Raw genomic sequence first — 16,283 nt, 5'->3', positions numbered from 1 at the left:
GGCTACTCATTGCCAGAACCAGACCAGCGGGGTCTTTTAATACCGGAAAGAGAGCAGGGAGGGCGGGCCGCGTAGCGTGGGCCTGGCCAGATATATTGTTCGTACCTTAGATGTAGGCACGACAGGAATGGAATGGATGATAAAACGCAGGGGCAGCAGTAGAAAGGCGACCAGTAGCGCAAATGTGGGTACGAAAGCCGCATTGCTAACCGCATCCAGCAGAAGCAATTCGTGGGTCGTGTGCGGGTTAGCCGATAGCGGACACGACTTAGCAAATAGGTTGTATGGATGCGCGTGCGTAACAATCTGTCCGTTGGCCAGACGGTGGGCATGACGAAACACTACTGAGTTGATTTGCATCAACATGAGTAGTCCCAGCAGGAGCCGAGCAATTCGTTGCTGTATGGGCGCACGTGCTAACAAGTTGCGTTTGAGGCCTTTGGGTGCAATCTACGGAAAATACGGATAAGTACAATTTCGGTTCCGTTTCTACGTTAACCTACACTCCCCAATCAGGATGCCTTTATCTTTTCTGACATGAAAATTCCTTACCAACTGGCCGCGATTCTACTCTTCATCGTCGGCACAATGTCCGCGCGTAGTAAACAAACAATATACGCGGACACCTACAAAGTGGATGTATCGAAAAGCAGCCTGAACTGGAAGGCCAGGAAGGTGACAGGTGAACATACTGGTACGTTGAAATTCAACGAGGGTGTGCTGACATTTGATGGTGGCAAGCTGACGGGTGGCCAATTTACGTTCGATATGAATAGCATCGTCTGCTCCGACTTAACTGATCCGACCTACAATGCCAAACTGATCAACCACCTGAAGTCCGACGATTTCTTTTCGACAGGTAAGCATCCGACCTCCTCCTTTACGATCACGAAGGTGACGCCCAAGGGGGCCACTACTTATCAGGTGATGGGTAATATGCGCATTAAAGGAATTACCAATTTTGTAACGTTTCCCATTCGGGTGAAGCAAAATGGAGCCACGGTGGAAGCCGAGGGCAAGGTAACGCTGGACCGAACCAAATACGACATAAAGTACGGCTCAACATCTTTCTTTGACGCCCTTGGCGACAAAGCGATCTACGATGATTTTGATATTGAACTGAAACTTCTAGCCAACCAGTGAGTAGTTTATTTACTGGTTGGCTAGAAGTGCTACAGCGGTTCGATTGACCACTTGTTGTAGGCATACTCCTCGTCGCTCAAATTCAGTCGCATAAACTCATCCATGCCGAACTGGCCGCTTGTCCTACGAGCTAAATCCATGAACCTTGGATGATACCTGTAGCTGAACATGACCCCATTCAGCTTCACATAGGAATTGACTATCCCACTCCTGGTATCGACATCAAAGCTACTGACCGGTATGCACGTACTCAGATCTACCAACCGCGTTAAAGCAAAATCAGCAAAGCATAGTAAGGGTTATCTTATTCATTTCGTGAAACGCCCATTTAAAGAGATGGTTACAGAGTTGTCCTAGCAAATTCATTCGCTATAAGCTTCAGTCTCAAATTGTCATCTCACATATCTTTGACACCAAGCAGGATAATAAATAAAAGTGCAATTTCAGTGTATGCCATTGGTGAGTAGAAGAAGCGATTTGTCATCTCAAATGCGTCCTTGTTGGACGACATAGCATTCGTGGGTTTGCCCTACTCACCTTCTTTCTGTTAACTTGGACAGTACCCATGACGTAGCCTGACTACGATCATCAATCATGTGAGCAATTCGGAAAGGTCAGTGGCTTATTGATATTTTTCACCTAATCGAAGCCTGTTATGGATGCTTCTTTCAATGCCCTCAAATATGGAGTCGGCTTGGACATGGGTAAAGAAACCTTTTATGCCTGTGTTAGCACAGTTGATCAAGCACAACGCATCAAAATCAAAGCGACTCATTCGTTTAGCAATTCACCCAAAGGGATCACCAGTTTCCTGCAATGGGCTACTCATCATTGTAAAGACCGTCAGCTACTTGTTCAGTATTTGATGGAAGCCACTGGGGTATATCATGAACAAGTGGCCCTGGCTTTGCATCATCAACAAGCCCAGGTAAGTGTGATCTTACCCCAAAAAGCAGCTCATTATCTCAAAGCGTTAGGCATCAAAACCAAGACTGATGGAGTGGATGCCCAAGGATTAGCCACTATGGCTTGTCAACAGCTATTGGAAGCCTGGACTCCGATCAGCGAAGCCATGTATAAACTACGGCAAATAACTCGACAACACACTCAATTATAAGAGCTTAAGGTGCAGTTGAATAATCAATTGATTGCCTTGGAGACAGGCATGTATCAAGCCAGCGAAGTCAAAAAACAGTTGAAAAAATTTCGGGATCAACTTGATCAGCAGTTAAGCGAGTGCATCAAACTGATTGAAAAAGCTATTGCCCAGAATCCCGATTGGCAGCGTAAGGTGGATCAAATTTGTCAGATTAAAGGGATGGGTATGTTGACTGTTGCCAACCTCCTTACCGAAACCAATGAATTCGCTTTGTTCGAGAACCATCGTCAATTAGTCAGCTATGCGGGCTATGATGTGGTCGAGAACCATAGCGGTAAACGGGTGGGTAAAACTCATATTAGTAAACGAGGTAATGCTCGGATCCGACGGGCCTTGTATATGCCGTCCCTATCGGTAGTGCGCTACGAGCAACGCCCTTTTAGAGGCTTATTTGAACGAGTCTATGAACGGACCCACATTAAAATGAAAGGGTATGTAGCTGTCCAACGCAAGCTGCTCACCATTAATTATAGTCTGTGGAAAAAAGACCAGTCCTACCAGTCAGATTACACGAGCGAGGGACAAAAAATAGTAGATCCCATGATAGGAGCTACGCTGCATCAACTCCAAGGAGTCGTGCTTGAGAATACGAATGTGAGGATTTTAGTGGAATCTTAAAAAAATTATACAGCTTTTCTTGCTTCCAAAGACAGTACCACTAATCAAAATCAAAATCTCACATTTTAGCTGAGTTTGTGACCGGGCTGCCGGAGCAGACTGATTTTTCTTCCAAATGACGAATTATCTCCCTTTCCGCAGAACTACCCGGGGGTGGAAAACGGCAGGCAGGAATATGAACTACTTAGCTTTGCCTTAAGACAACTGATAACCTTCTACTGACCTATGAACTAGACGCTCAGTCAGAGAAGACTGTTAAGCCAGGCATTGGTGGTAACTACACGAATTGTGGCAATGAGAACTAAGTGGCGTACTAGACAAAATCGAAAAAAGCTGCACTTTCGAGCATTCTGAAAAGTTTAGCCAAGCAATGTGATCCGTACTATCTGCCAGACAATCGCCTGATAAGATCAGTTGTACGCTATGCCATAGTTAAAAATCTTTTTCAGGCACCGCTCCAGCTCATCCACCGACACATATACATCGTCTTCTAGTCCTTCAGCCCACCCCCCTGTTGCTGCCGAGCCGTGAAAGTAGGCCGAATAGCGTAGGCCCAGTTGCTCAGATATGTTTCGATAGAAATCGGGGAAATAGGTCGGGGCAAACAACTCGAACAAATGTGTACCAGGTTGGCACCAGAGGATGTTGACAAACGAGGCCCCATGTGGGCCAATTATAAACTCGGCGTTTTGGTAGATAGCCACCTGTTCAGTTACTGAACGCGGCTTGTCTTCAATCACCTCAATGTTATAGCGTCGCAGCAAGTCGATCAAATCAGGCTCGTTGAGCACTCGCCGCCGCCCCGCGCGGCCAATGTATACCCGACTGCGTTTTCCAGTTGGTGGAGGAAGTTTAGATAAGATGTGTTTGCGGAGCGCGTCGATGTCTGCCTTGTTTGGATAAAACCAATGGCCGGTATTCGCCAGCACACATTGCTCGAAACGTACCTGCGTCGTGCGGGTGTCCACGATACGACCCGGATCTATATCCAGTAAGGAAAGATACTCACGCTCGTAGGCGGTGTTAAATAAGGGGTAAGCAACGATGGCTTCGTTGAACGTAGTTTCAGGAATGGCTTCTTTAATCCGGCATAACTTTCCCGCTACTAACATCACGAAGTCAAAATAGCCGCCCCAGACAATGCCATCCAGGTAATGACTCCAGGGGGCAATTAAGGTCGTAGTGCTGACTTGTTGGCGCTTTTTTCGGTGAAGGACGTTTCGAAAGAAGTCATCCGTGTTGATATCCGTACAAAAAACATACTTCCGACTGCGGATACCCCCATACGGAAGTTGCCGAAGCGCTCCGTTGAACTGTCCTAAAAGCCATACTGAAACAGGTTCAGTTTCTGACTGATTTGCGGTGAAATACACCTTCACAGGATTGTTCAGGTCGGCGATCTCAGAGAGGGACAGTGCGTTAGCGGGGTAAGTAAGGCGCTGATACGGTTCAAGCTGATAGGCTGTTTGTGGTTTATCTAAAAACTGACACCCCAATCGGTGATAATACCAACGGGACCCTTTGCCTATTACCAGCTTGACCAGTTTGGCGGGAAAGTGTCTGAGTTTTCTATTTATGGACTGAAACCGGGATGCACGGATGGATAGCGGTAGAGCCATAGAAATTGCGTTTAAGCAAGTAGTCTGACGTAACTGATTAATTGAGTTCTTCCTTCGTTTCTCCGCAGGTCAGCATCTGATCGCCGAAAAAGGGGTTGCGGATGGGCTTTTTGTCGCTGAGCCAGTAACTGCCCTTGTTATTCAGGGCCATCGGGCAGTATTGGCGGTACACCGGTTTATCCGTAATGCCAAACGTCTTCACGCTTCGGTACAAACCGTCCTCAAACTGAGCGTAGGCCGCGCGTTGCTTGCCTAGATCGCCCGAACCACGAATCGTTTTCAGAGCCGCGTTCATGGCATTCAGGTATGTCATCCAGTCGGTATGGGCCTGACCGGACAGCTGCTTCATATCCACCCCTGAAAGGGCCTTTTCGACCCCAGTTGCCGCAACTTTTGTGCTTACACTATTAGAGCCTATCAACGCTTCAGTCAATTTTAACGAGGCTTCATACACACCCGTTAACTGCTTTTTGAAGGTGTCCGGTGCACCACTACCCGTTGGTTTGCCAGATGAGAGATCTGCTACCGGCTTCCCGGATTGGCTGACTGGGGTTGCTTCCGCTTGGCGATTGGCAACCGGTGCTGGGTTTGTCTCGGCGTTTGGGGTCGATTTAACGCCATCGTCGTCTGGCTGTTTAGTAAACGGGTTCACCCCTTTTTTAAGAATCAACTCACTGTATAGCAGGTAGGCTCCTGACATGGCTATGGTCTCGTCGCCGTTGAGTCCGTTGGTGATGACCACCCGCTGATCGGTTTCAGTACCGGTTTGCACCCGGCGCGGCTGGAACGTACCCGGCCCTGTTTGCACAAACACGACAGCGCCCTCTCCCCCCCGAACGACTGCATCAACGGGCAGCGTCAGCCCGCGCTGTACCCCATGCCGGAGCAGCACCTGAGCCTGTTGACCGGGTTGATACCGCCCACCCGGGTTGGCCAAGACGGCGCGCATAATGAGTACCTGACTGCCCGCCTGGTATTCGGGGCTGATGAAGGCAACCCGCGCCGTTACGTCCCCTTCGTACCCGATTACTCGCACAGATACCCGGTCGCCGACTTTCACGTACTTCGCTTCACCGGCGTATAACTCAGCCTCGACCCACAGCTGGCCGAGATTAACCAGCCGGTAGAGTAACGCCCCTTCACCGACGTACTGCCCTTCACTGGCGGCAATCTCGGTAACCGTACCCCCTGCCGAAGCTACGAACGGAATACGGGGCAGTACCTTCTTCGTTTTGCCTAAAGCGGCAATCTGCCCGGCGGTCATGCCGTAAAGCCGGAGCTTCTGCTCGGCGGCCTGGCGAAACTGACTATACCGCCCGGATGCGTTTGACGCTTCGCCGTTACCCATTTCCTGCTCCTGTTGCAGCGCAATTAAGTATTCCTGTTGCTGGGTAAGCAGGAGTTCGCTGTAGATTTCGTACAGTACCTGACCCTTACGGATGGTCTGGCCAGTTTCCTTTACGTACAGCCGCTCAATTCGGCCAGCCACCCGGCTACTGATGACATCCGTTTGCTGCTGATCGGCCGCTAACCGGGCGTTTAAGACGGTACTGTTACCAATGATGCCCGACGATACGGGTTGCACCGTTACATTGGCCAACTGCATCTGACTGGCGCTAAGCATGATTTCTGCGGCTTTGGCACCCGTTTTTACAACAGCGACCAGATCCATGCTACAAATAGGACACGTACCCGGTGCCGATTGTACAATCTGTGGGTGCATTGGGCAGGTATAGGTTGTACCTCCCTCCGCGTCAGGGCCGTGATTATGTCCTGAGTGGTCATGGTCGCTGGCGGCAATTTGCGTCGAATCATCCGCTGTAGTCGAGGACGTACCTCCCGGTTGGCAGGAAGCAGTAAACAGTATTAACAGACCCGCCGATCCGTATAGCCATCGTCGTATCATATTATTGGGTAGCCTGGGCTACGTTAACGAAGCTTTCACTATCAATTAAAAACTGGGCATTCCGGGCCACGGCCTGTTGTTTCGTCACGCCACTCCTGATGACCACGAACCCACCTACCTGAGCCCCTGTCTGGACACGGATGGGTCTAAAAACTCCCGGCCTTTCCTGCTGCACGAACGCAACCTGCTCATTGCCCAGATCCAGCACGGCCGTTGCGGGCAACCAAAGCTCATCGTTGGCATGCTGGCCGGTAGCACCCCGACGAATGTTTGCCCGGGCTAATTGGCCCACCCTCACCGAATTACTACCCGGCAGGTAGGCTCGTACCGTAACAAAAGGATTCCCGTTTTCCACGAACGGAACCACGAAACTTACCTGCGCCGGACGTGCTGGCTGGCCCGTTTGATCAAACGAGATGGTCAACGCATCACCGGGCTTGATACCGGCCGCATCGCGGGCGTACAGACGGAACTCAGCCCACAGGCGGCTGGCATTGACCACCCGGAACAGAGTTTGACCGGTTTGGACGTACTGTCCTTCCCGAAGTAACAGCGACCCACCGACAGCGCCACCATCCGGTGCCGGAGTTGGGGCAGAGAACGTGACTTCATCCGTTCCCGCCGTAGCTCCTACGCCGTTCATGCCCCCACCGCTGCCCATGCCTGTACTCGACCCGCCTGTTGCCATGCCGCCTGATGCAGGCGTGGCTGCCGATGGTGAACCGGTTGACTCTTCTACGACGTAGCCGTCGTAAGGGCTAAACACAGCCAGTGAGTAACTGGGCTTGCGCGTGCGGACGAGGTCGGCAATTTGCCCGTCTGTGACACCCAGCAGCCGAAGTTTTTGCTTCGCTGACGCAATCAATGGCGCGTTACCCGCGTCGGCATCGAGCAGGTAGAGCAGTTCGCGCTGGGCCGTCACAATATCGGGACTATAGAGTTCGAGCAGTTTTTGCCCTTTGCGAATCGGCTGGTAATTGAAACGTACGTACAGCTTCTCCACCCGCCCACCAAACCGGGCAGGAATGGTGTAGAGCCGACGCGTGTCATATGTCACAACTCCATTGGCCTGCACCACTACGGCTTCATCACGCCGTTCGGGATGAACCGTGGTAATGTTGGCGACAACGACCGAGTTGGTTGATTGCAGCAACGCTTCTAGGTCGGCATTAACCACGAGGCTATCCCCCCCCGCGCTCACTTTTTTGACCAAATCCATGCCGCAAATCGGGCAGGTACCGGGTTTGTTCCGCACAATTTGCGGGTGCATCGGACAGGTGTACGCTACTTCGTCAGCAGCCCGGTCGTGTTCCGCATGAACACCGGTCGCCGGTCCGCCGGATTGATTGGATTCGTTCGTCTCATTGCCGCTTTTGCAGCCTGCAAAGACTATCAAGGCCAGCACCAATAACCGGGCTGTTAACCCTAAATGCCTGTTATTTCTCCAGTTCCCGTTCATAGCTCAGAATCATGCGGTAATAGTCCTGTAGGCGCGTCAGGTAATCCATCTGCGTCATATTTAGTGTTTCCCAGGCATCAATGACGACGGGTAATTCTCCTTTGTTCTGTTCGTAGGCAATCAGCTGGGTGTCGTAATTTTTGCGCAGGGTTGGAATTACCCGTCGTTCGTAGTTGTCTACCTGCGTTCGCATGTTCCGTATGTCAGTCAGCATCTGGGCGACCATGCCTTGCGTTTCGATGAGCATGCCTTCCCGCTCATAGCGCATAGCTTCGATATCCTGCTGCATGCCTTTAATTTCGGCTTTGTACATTCGTGAGGCCCAAGGCACAACCGGAATCGAAATCATACCCATGAGCGTAAACTGGGTGGGCATCATGCTCTTGACCCCGGAGAAGGGCTGCATGTGATCGAAGCGGATGCGAAAGTCGGGGCGGGCCTGCGCTTTCTGCGCTTCGATACCTGCCTGCATACTCAGTATCTGCCGGTCCATGCGACGGATGTCTGAACGTACCTGGCCAATATCTTCCGTGGTAGGCAGAGCCTGTTGCGGTTCGGTCGGCCGTAGGGTAGTATCCGGTCGGAATGCCTCAACTGTGGGCCGGTTCATCAACGTGTTCAACCCAATGCGTTTGCGCTCAATATCGGCCTCGGTCATCGTCACCATGTTATCCAGCTCGTAGAGCCGTCCTTCCGCTTTATAGACGTTACCTAAGCTGCCCTGCTGGTAGGGGTAGCGGATGTCAGCCAGCTTTTTCATCAGTTGCAGAATACGCCGGTTTTCGGCCAGTACCGTCAGCCGTTTTTCCAGCACGAGCCAATCGAAGTAGAGTTGTTTGGCATCCGAGCGCAGCCGGTTGAGCGTTACGCCCCGTCCGGCCTCCTCAACGGCGGCTTTCGACTGCTGAAAGACTTGAGTGGCCCGCTGCTTGGCCCGGTTGGGAATATCCTGCTCGAGGGAGACCATGCCAAAGCCTTTGTCGCGCTCGTCCATAATCATCTGCGCCGGATAAGGAGCCATGAACGTACCCACGCCCACCATCGGGGCCATCCAGCTACGGGCTCCCTCGGCGTAGGCACGGGCCGCAGCAGCCCGGCTTCCGTACGGTTTCAGCAGCGGGTTACGCTGGTCAATGCGGATCAGCACAGTATCCAGCGGCAGCACCGGCACGGTCCGTCGCACGGCGGGGTCGGTCTCATTCTGGCCCGTTCGGGGAGCCGGTATTGGTTGCCCGACTGTCTGAGTGTAGCCCTGACCCGCCAGCAATAGACAAAGAATCGGTATGGGATTAATGCGATGCATCTAATACGTCGAGTTTACCAAATTTGCGTAATTCATACTCCTTGGTCATCAGGAAGATGAGGGGGGTGACGAGCAGTATATGTGTAGAAGAGGTCAGCACACCTCCAATCATCGGCAGGACAATCGGTAACATTACGTCGCTGCCTACACCACCTGCCCATAGCACCGGCACCAGACCAAACAGCGCTACCGATACGGTCATGATTTTGGGTCTCAGCCGCTTGGCTGCTCCGTTGATCACGTACTCCCGAAGCTCCTCCCGGCTGATGGTTTCGCGGGAGTTTCCCCGCTTGGCCACGAGTTGTTTCATGGCGTCGTTGAGGTAAATAACCATCACTACGCCCGTTTCAACCGCAATGCCAAACAGGGCAATGAAACCCACCGCTACGGCCACCGATAGATTTACGCCGTAGAAGTACACCATGTAGGCCCCGCCGATCAAGGCGAAGGGAATGGTAATGAGACTCAGAAACGCTTCCCGCGCTGAGCCAAAGGCTAAGTACAGGGAAAGGAATATGACTACCAGGACGATGGGCGCAATGAGCAGCAGGGTTTGACGGCCTCGGATGAGGTTTTCATATTGCCCGCTCCACTCCAGAAAATAACCATTGGGTAACTTCAGATCCCGATTCACTTTGGCAATGGCTTCTTCAACGGTACCGCCCAGATCGCGGTCCCGCACGTTGAACATCACCGCACCCCTGAGAAGCGCGTTATCCGACGTTATCATCGGTGGGCCGTTCTCAAACTTGACCGTGGCTATCGCCGAAAGCGGAACCGTACCAAAAGCAGCCGTGGCAATCGGAATGCGCCGGATTCGCTCGACGCTGTTGCGGTAATCCTGCGCCAGCCGTACATTGATGGAAAAACGGCGGCGACCTTCGATCGTCTGCCCGATGGGAGAACCGCCAATGGCCGATTCGACCACGTTGTTGACGTCATCCACATTCAGTCCGTAGCGGCCCAGCGCCTCCCGGTTCACATCGACGGTCAGGTACTTACCGCCTGTCACGGGCTCTACATACAGATCTTTTATGCCGGGCACTCCGTTTAACGCCGCTTTAACCTGTTCCGAAACCGCGTAAATACTGTCGAGTGACTGCCCGTGTACCTTAATGCCTACGTCGGTACGGATACCTGTGGATAGCATATTGATGCGGTTGATGATGGGCTGTGTCCAGCCGTTGACCACACCCGGAATCTGAAGTTTGGCGTCCAGTTCGTTAATGAGGTCTTTCTTGGTAATGCCTTCCCGCCATTGGGCCTTGGGCTTGAGCATGATAATGGTTTCAATCATGCTGATGGGCGAGTTATCGGTCGCTGTCGAGGCCCGCCCCGCCTTGCCCAGCACTTTAGCCACTTCCGGGACCGATTTGATGAGTTTGTCCTGCACCTGCAAAATCCGCTTGGCTTCGGCGTTCGATACGTCGGGCAGGGTCACGGGCATAAATAGAATTGACTGCTCATCCAGGGGCGGCATGAACTCCGAGCCGAGGCTCATCAGCATGGGTACGCTGATGGCCAGTGCCAGCAGGTTAATACCGATGGTCGTCTTGCGCCAGCGCATTACCCAGCGGATAATGGGTTCATAAATCCGTTCCAGAAAGCGGTTGATGGGGTTGGCATGGTCATCTTTGAAACGGCCTTTCATGAACAGCGAAAGCATTACGGGAGCCAGCGTAACGACTAAAAACGCATCTACCAGCAGGATAAATGTCTTCGTCCAGGCCAGCGGGTGAAACAACTTGCCTTCCTGGCCGGTCAGCAGAAATACTGGTAAAAATGAGGTAATGATGATGATGGTCGAATAAAATACGCCCCTTGACACCTGAATACTCGACCGTTCAATAATTGCCAGCCGTTCTTCGTCAGGGATCTCTACATAGTTTTTAGGGCCGTAACCGAACCAACTTTTTATCTTTTTCCACATGATGTTAGCGCGTTTGTGGGGTGGGTTCAGGGACCGGTTGTCCATTGATGTAGTCACCTTTCCCATGGCCATTGGTGGCCGATGGTGTGTCGTTGACCGTGCCGGATGGCGGAACAGCAGGCTCCCCGTTACGTGTTGCCGTTAACTCAGCCTGCCGAACGGCTAAATTCTTGTACGCATTTTCGGCCATGATAATACCGTTATCGACGATCACGCCAATCGCCAGGGCAATGCCTGTTAGGGACATGATGTTTGAGGAAATGTCGAAGGCGTTGAGCAGAATAAAGCTCGTGGCAATGGTAATCGGAATTTGAATGATGATACTGACGGCTGACCGCCAGTGCAGCAGAAATAGAATCACCACCAGCGAGACCACAATCATTTCCTCAATCAATGTATGCTGAATGGAGGCGACCGACTCCTGAATCAGCCCGCTTCGGTCATAGACGATATTGAACTTGACCCCTTCGGGCAGGCCCTTCGCGACTTCTTCCATTTTCTGCTTGACGTTGCCAATGACCTCATCAGCATTCTCGCCGTAGCGCATCACCACGATCCCGCCCACCGCTTCGCCCTGCCCGTTGAGGTCAAAAATGCCTAATCGGGTCTCCCCCGTCATCTGGACCGTTGCCACGTCGGCCACACGCACAGGGACGGTGCTGACGGTCTTCAGTGGAATGTTCTGAATCTGCTCAACGGATTGCAAATAGCCTGTCGTCTTGATGATGTAGCCGATACCGCTCAATTCAAATTTACGGCCCCCGGCTTCGTTATTGTTGGCCCGGATAGCCCCGATGACCTGCGGTACGGACAGGCCATAATAGGTCAGCTTGTTGGGATCCAGTGTAACCTGGTACTGCTTCTGAAAACCGCCGAATGAGGCAATTTCAGCGACACCCGGTACGTTTTGCAGGCCAAACTTGACGTACCAGTCCTGCACGGCCCGCTGTTCGCCGAGGTCCAGGCCGGGTGCTTCTAACGTGTACCAGAGAATATGTCCCACGCCGGTGCCATCGGGGCCAAGGGTTGGCGAAACACCTCCGGGCAGCAGCCGGGCGGCATAGTTGAGCCGTTCTAGCACCCGTTCTCTGGCCCAATACACCTCTGTATCATCGTTAAAGATCACGTAGACGAAGCTCATGCCGAACATGGACGTACCCCGCACGTATTTCACCTGCGGCAAACCCTGTAGGTTCGTCACGAGCGGATACGTAATCTGGTCTTCGATGAGCTGCGGAGAGCGGCCCATCCACTCGGTAAAAACAATCACCTGATTCTCCGACAGGTCAGGAATCGCGTCAATCTTTCCCGTCTTTACCGAGTACACGCCCCAACCAAACAGGCCCGATGCCAGCAGCAGTACCATGAAGCGGTTACGGAGCGAAAATTTTATCAATCCTTCAATCATACCGATTGGCCGGTTTGTCGGTCTGTACGACCCGGCGCGTTTTAGTGTTTCATCCGTGGGCAGCTTATAAAAAAAGCCGCCTGTTCGTGGCGGCTTTCAAGGTCGAAGGGTTTCCCAGCTTATTGGGGTAACACTTCGGCTTTGTAGCCTGCCTGCTGTACGGCTGCTTTGACGGTATCGGCCGTAACGCCGAGACGTTGGACCGCTTCCGTCTGCACCGTCAGCACTTTATCGGGATTCTGCGTATCGACCTGCCAGTTGCCTGCGCCAACGGATTCGTTTAAAAAAGGCGTTACCGTGGCCACGCAGCCCCCACACTTAATATTTGTTTTCAGTTTTATCGTTTCCATGACCATTTCCAGGTTTGTCTAAATTACCCGGCAAAGGTCGTCATGAAGCGGTACGGAGCCGTTATACAATTCCCGCACGCGCTTGCAAGATTTTAGTTCGTGTGCCCTTGAAGCAGGTTTTACTGGTTTACCTGGGCCCCCGTCAAAGTCTGCTTTGCTTTCCGATGCGCATCATAGTGTATTAGCCGACAGTTCAGTGCGTTTAACGTGTGTAGTCGATCCGATCGCTTTATATCCAGTCCAATGGGTTTCGGTCGGTCGTATGCTGATTCCGGTAGGCAGCGGGTGTCAGGCCGGTTACCTGCTTGAACTGATTCGTCAGATAAGCCACACTACTGTACCCTAACTGTTTGGCGATGTCGCTGATGGAAATTTCGTTGTAGCTCAACAGTTCTTTGGCCCGCTCGACCCGCTGAAGTATCCAGAACTTTTCGATAGTTAAATTCTCCGTTGTGGAAAACAGATGGCTCAGGTGCGCGTAGTCCAAACCAACATGGTCGGCTAAATAATCAGACAACGTCGTTCGTAACCCAGCGATGTGCCCGCTTTGGATCAGTTCGATAATCAGGGTTTTGACCTGGTTAACCACGCGGGTCGTTTTATCGGTTAATAAAGCAAACCCATGCCGCTCCAGCATGGCGGTAATTGTCGTCAGATCAGCAGAAGACTCCTCCAGTAGAACCCGCCCCAACTCGACCTGCGTGACCGAATAGCCCAATCGTTCCAATTCGGTGCGCACGACCCAGATACAGCGGTCGCATACCATGTTTTTAATATAGAGTTCCTGTAGAGCCATCAGCAGTAAGTTCCCCGGAGACAATCCGTTAGATCGTCTCCGGGTGGTGTAACACTATATTTCTTCTTTTACTGACCCACACTTCAGCATCTTGTCACCGTAGTATGGATTTCGTACCTCACGGGTAGAACTGAGCCATGAGGCGCCCTTACCCTCAGCGGCCATCGGGCAAAACTGGACGTATGTTTTAGCGGGCTTAGTGGCTTTTGCCAGGGCAATCATGCTCATTGAGAGGGCCTCGAACTGCTCCCGTTGTGCGTTTACATCCGTCGACTTGCTAATGGCAGCGGCTTTACTTTTCGCCGTCACCAAGGCTTTCTTATCGGTAACGGATAGCTTGGCAGCATCGACCTTCCCCAGCGCATCGACCAACGTGGTTGCACCCGTTTTGGCTTTCCCGGCATCGGTCGCGACGAGGGCATCTTTCACCCTGTAATAAGCGGTGAGTGCCGGTGTCGTCGTTTGGGCAGAAGCAGCCAGTGAGACTAATGACAGGCCCAGGACGGCCATGGTTAATCGAATCGTTTTCATTGGTTATCTAGAATTTACTTGGTAAAGTATTTGATTGATTACAAGGTGGTTGGTAACGATTTTCGTCCTTGTTTCGGCTTCCGCCTTAACTGGGGAGACGAAACGAAATACAGCGCAAACCCCGACGAGATTGTCAGCAATCCGAGTATAGAGAAGGCCCGAAGCAGACCATTATTAATGTCGTCACGCCCTTCGTAATCCATCGTGTGGAGCATCCAGAGCATATCAAAAATGCGCCAGGGGTCGGTTCGCACGGTTTGCACCGTACCCAGTTGTGCCGCAACATATACCGTCGCGTGAGCCGGTTGCCGGAACGTAATGGCATAGGCGGGCAGCGGCTTTTCACGGTACTCGTGGTGCCCGCTGGTCGTTGTCAGGTACTCAACCCGCTCAACGTCGGAGGGGCCACTAAATCGTTGCCGGGCCAGGGCAGTAGCCTCGGTTTGCGTTAGCTCACCCCGCAATTGACCGGTCTTCGCGTCTGCCAGTTGGGTGTGAGTCATGACATGACCGTTTCCATGCTGCATCAGATAGCTTAGCTGGTAGAAAGGCCGGTTGAGTACCTCGATCAGGGTCACCGTCAGAACGGAAGTCATGCCCATCTGCTGTAACGCGTTCATGGGAACGGAAGGCGAAACCAGCGATTGGGAGACGGGAAATCCCGTCGTGGCCCGTTTCAGATGGTCACCGTGAATATCGTCGAGGTTTGACCAACTGAAATACAGTCCGCCCAGTGTCCACAGCAGGAACTGAATGCCGATGAACAGCCCCAGATACCGGTGGGTTTTACGAATGCGCAGATGCCAGGTTCGATTCATACCAGCTTATTCGACTTTCTGTGACTGTTTATGTTCGTGCCGGTTGCCATCGGCGGGTTCCCCCTCATGCTGTTCGAGGTATGCCCCCCGTGGGCCAATACCGTAGAGGTACGTCAACGCGCCCCCCTGATGGCCGGCCAATCCGACAGCAATGCCCGCCCCGACCAAAGCAAGGGCCGCTACGCCTTCCAGCCACTTCAGGGGTCGCCAGAGCGTTATGCCTTTAAGTAACGTTCCCGCCAGCCCCAGCCAGATCGTATAATCTGCGTAGGTTTCGTGGGTTTCTAAAGCTAGTTGTGCCGCATCGCTCAAGCCGTCCGTATGCGGGTGCACATACGTGCCCGCTACATACGCCCCCACCGTTCCAACGGCAGCGACCAGCAGCGTTATCCAATTGAGCGGCCCCGATGGTTTTAGTAAAACTACCAGCTGTAACAACGCGGCCAGCAGTAGCATACTGATAGGCACGTGGACGATCATCGGGTGATACGTCGGATAAGCGTCCAGTGGAGCAGGCATAGGTGCCATCGCCTGAACCTCATCCATGTGCATACTATCGGCAACCATACCTGCATGATTCATCGACTGATGATGGCTCATGCTCGAATCGCGACGGGTTGAGTCGGTTGCGGCTTTCTTCTTGTGTTTTCCACCATGTCCAAAACCGGGTTGAATCAGTAACAGAAGAGCGGAAATCAACCATAGTGTCCGAATTTGCTTCATTGTTTCAGGTGATAAATGGGTAGCCTACATCAACGGGTATTGGGATGCCAACCGGAGGAACTTGCCTGGCTTACTTCATGTGCGTATGCCCGGCCTGAAAGCAATGCAGCGCACAGGCCGACCCTTTATAGCTGTCGTGCACATTGCCGATTTTAGTACCTTTGGCGTCGAAAATGTCGCATGTATTGTCGGCATTGTCCTTAATGGTGAACATCAAATCGCCGTTGGCATCCATGTATGTTTTGCCATCTTTGCCTATTCTTCCCATTTTCTTGCCCGTTTTCGCATCCACAAGGTTGCCTTGACCATCTACGAAGGCAATTTTTTTACCGGTAGCATCCATAATCATCCGGTCTTTTGAAATGGTGCCAACGGCTTTGCCCGCCCCATCTTTAATCTGTCCAGTGGCAGAAATAGTCATTGGCTGTTTGTAGTTGGCCGATTGGGCGAACAAGAGTGAAGGCAGGGCCATGAACAAGGCCAGCATCAGCATTACGGTTTGTTTGGTTTTCATACTATT

At 52.2% G+C, this 16,283-nt stretch carries 16 protein-coding genes; 3 read left to right on the top strand and 13 right to left on the bottom strand.

Annotated features, from left to right (window positions below; genetic code table 11):
- Window positions 1-36: 36 nt before the first annotated feature.
- A complete protein-coding gene (locus ACYVJM_RS28050; RefSeq protein WP_461151527.1) occupies window positions 37-360 on the bottom strand; it encodes a hypothetical protein in 324 nt (107 codons plus the stop codon).
- Between the two features lie 177 nt (window positions 361-537).
- Between ACYVJM_RS28050 and ACYVJM_RS28045 the strand changes: the two genes are divergently transcribed.
- The 3 genes from ACYVJM_RS28045 to ACYVJM_RS28035 all read left to right on the top strand — a co-directional run bounded on the left by ACYVJM_RS28045 (window position 538) and on the right by ACYVJM_RS28035 (window position 2,920).
- Window positions 538-1,143 (top strand): YceI family protein, encoded by a 606-nt coding sequence (locus ACYVJM_RS28045; RefSeq protein WP_460963739.1) that lies wholly within the window; start codon window positions 538-540, stop codon window positions 1,141-1,143.
- A 655-nt stretch (window positions 1,144-1,798) separates the two neighbouring features.
- A complete protein-coding gene (locus tag ACYVJM_RS28040; RefSeq protein WP_460963740.1) occupies window positions 1,799-2,260 on the top strand; it encodes an IS110 family transposase in 462 nt (153 codons plus the stop codon).
- 9 nt (window positions 2,261-2,269) lie between these two features.
- A complete protein-coding gene (locus ACYVJM_RS28035; protein WP_461151526.1) occupies window positions 2,270-2,920 on the top strand; it encodes a transposase in 651 nt (216 codons plus the stop codon).
- A gap of 410 nt (window positions 2,921-3,330) precedes the next feature.
- Here ACYVJM_RS28035 and ACYVJM_RS28030 read toward each other — a convergent pair whose 3' ends face one another.
- From ACYVJM_RS28030 to ACYVJM_RS27975, 12 genes are all read right to left on the bottom strand, one after another.
- Window positions 3,331-4,539: a glycosyltransferase family 61 protein gene (locus ACYVJM_RS28030; RefSeq protein WP_461151525.1), complete on the bottom strand. Its 1,209-nt coding sequence runs from the start codon at window positions 4,537-4,539 to the stop codon at window positions 3,331-3,333.
- Window positions 4,540-4,576: 37 nt separating this feature from the next.
- Window positions 4,577-6,445 (bottom strand): efflux RND transporter periplasmic adaptor subunit, encoded by a 1,869-nt coding sequence (locus ACYVJM_RS28025; protein ID WP_461151524.1) that lies wholly within the window; start codon window positions 6,443-6,445, stop codon window positions 4,577-4,579.
- 1 nt (window position 6,446) lies between these two features.
- On the bottom strand, window positions 6,447-7,904 hold the full coding sequence (locus ACYVJM_RS28020) for an efflux RND transporter periplasmic adaptor subunit (protein ID WP_297369294.1): 1,458 nt from the start codon (window positions 7,902-7,904) through the stop codon (window positions 6,447-6,449).
- Window positions 7,882-9,207 (bottom strand): TolC family protein, encoded by a 1,326-nt coding sequence (locus tag ACYVJM_RS28015; protein WP_461151523.1) that lies wholly within the window; start codon window positions 9,205-9,207, stop codon window positions 7,882-7,884. The genes ACYVJM_RS28020 and ACYVJM_RS28015 overlap by 23 nt, the downstream gene beginning before the upstream one ends.
- Entirely contained in the window at window positions 9,194-11,137 is a 1,944-nt protein-coding gene (locus tag ACYVJM_RS28010) for an efflux RND transporter permease subunit (RefSeq protein ID WP_297369311.1), read from the bottom strand. The genes ACYVJM_RS28015 and ACYVJM_RS28010 overlap by 14 nt, the downstream gene beginning before the upstream one ends.
- A gap of 4 nt (window positions 11,138-11,141) precedes the next feature.
- Window positions 11,142-12,545 (bottom strand): efflux RND transporter permease subunit, encoded by a 1,404-nt coding sequence (locus ACYVJM_RS28005; protein ID WP_461151522.1) that lies wholly within the window; start codon window positions 12,543-12,545, stop codon window positions 11,142-11,144.
- Window positions 12,546-12,664: 119 nt separating this feature from the next.
- A complete protein-coding gene (locus ACYVJM_RS28000) occupies window positions 12,665-12,895 on the bottom strand; it encodes a heavy-metal-associated domain-containing protein (RefSeq protein WP_012931250.1) in 231 nt (76 codons plus the stop codon).
- Window positions 12,896-13,124: 229 nt separating this feature from the next.
- Window positions 13,125-13,691, bottom strand: coding sequence for a helix-turn-helix domain-containing protein (locus ACYVJM_RS27995; RefSeq protein ID WP_297369287.1), 567 nt, complete (start codon window positions 13,689-13,691; stop codon window positions 13,125-13,127).
- 54 nt (window positions 13,692-13,745) lie between these two features.
- Window positions 13,746-14,222, bottom strand: coding sequence for a DUF3347 domain-containing protein (locus ACYVJM_RS27990; RefSeq protein WP_460963746.1), 477 nt, complete (start codon window positions 14,220-14,222; stop codon window positions 13,746-13,748).
- A gap of 38 nt (window positions 14,223-14,260) precedes the next feature.
- Window positions 14,261-15,040, bottom strand: coding sequence for a hypothetical protein (locus ACYVJM_RS27985; RefSeq protein WP_460963747.1), 780 nt, complete (start codon window positions 15,038-15,040; stop codon window positions 14,261-14,263).
- Window positions 15,041-15,046: 6 nt separating this feature from the next.
- Entirely contained in the window at window positions 15,047-15,763 is a 717-nt protein-coding gene (locus ACYVJM_RS27980) for a DUF2231 domain-containing protein (protein ID WP_460963748.1), read from the bottom strand.
- A gap of 70 nt (window positions 15,764-15,833) precedes the next feature.
- Window positions 15,834-16,277 carry a 5-fold beta-flower protein gene (locus ACYVJM_RS27975; protein WP_460963749.1) on the bottom strand — a complete coding sequence of 148 codons (444 nt, stop codon included), beginning with the start codon at window positions 16,275-16,277 and terminating at the stop codon, window positions 15,834-15,836.
- Window positions 16,278-16,283 lie beyond the last annotated feature (6 nt).

This window comes from Spirosoma pulveris, from assembly GCF_054781875.1.
Note: the sequence above shows the minus strand (reverse complement) of the source record. Positions and strands in the feature narration are given on the sequence as shown.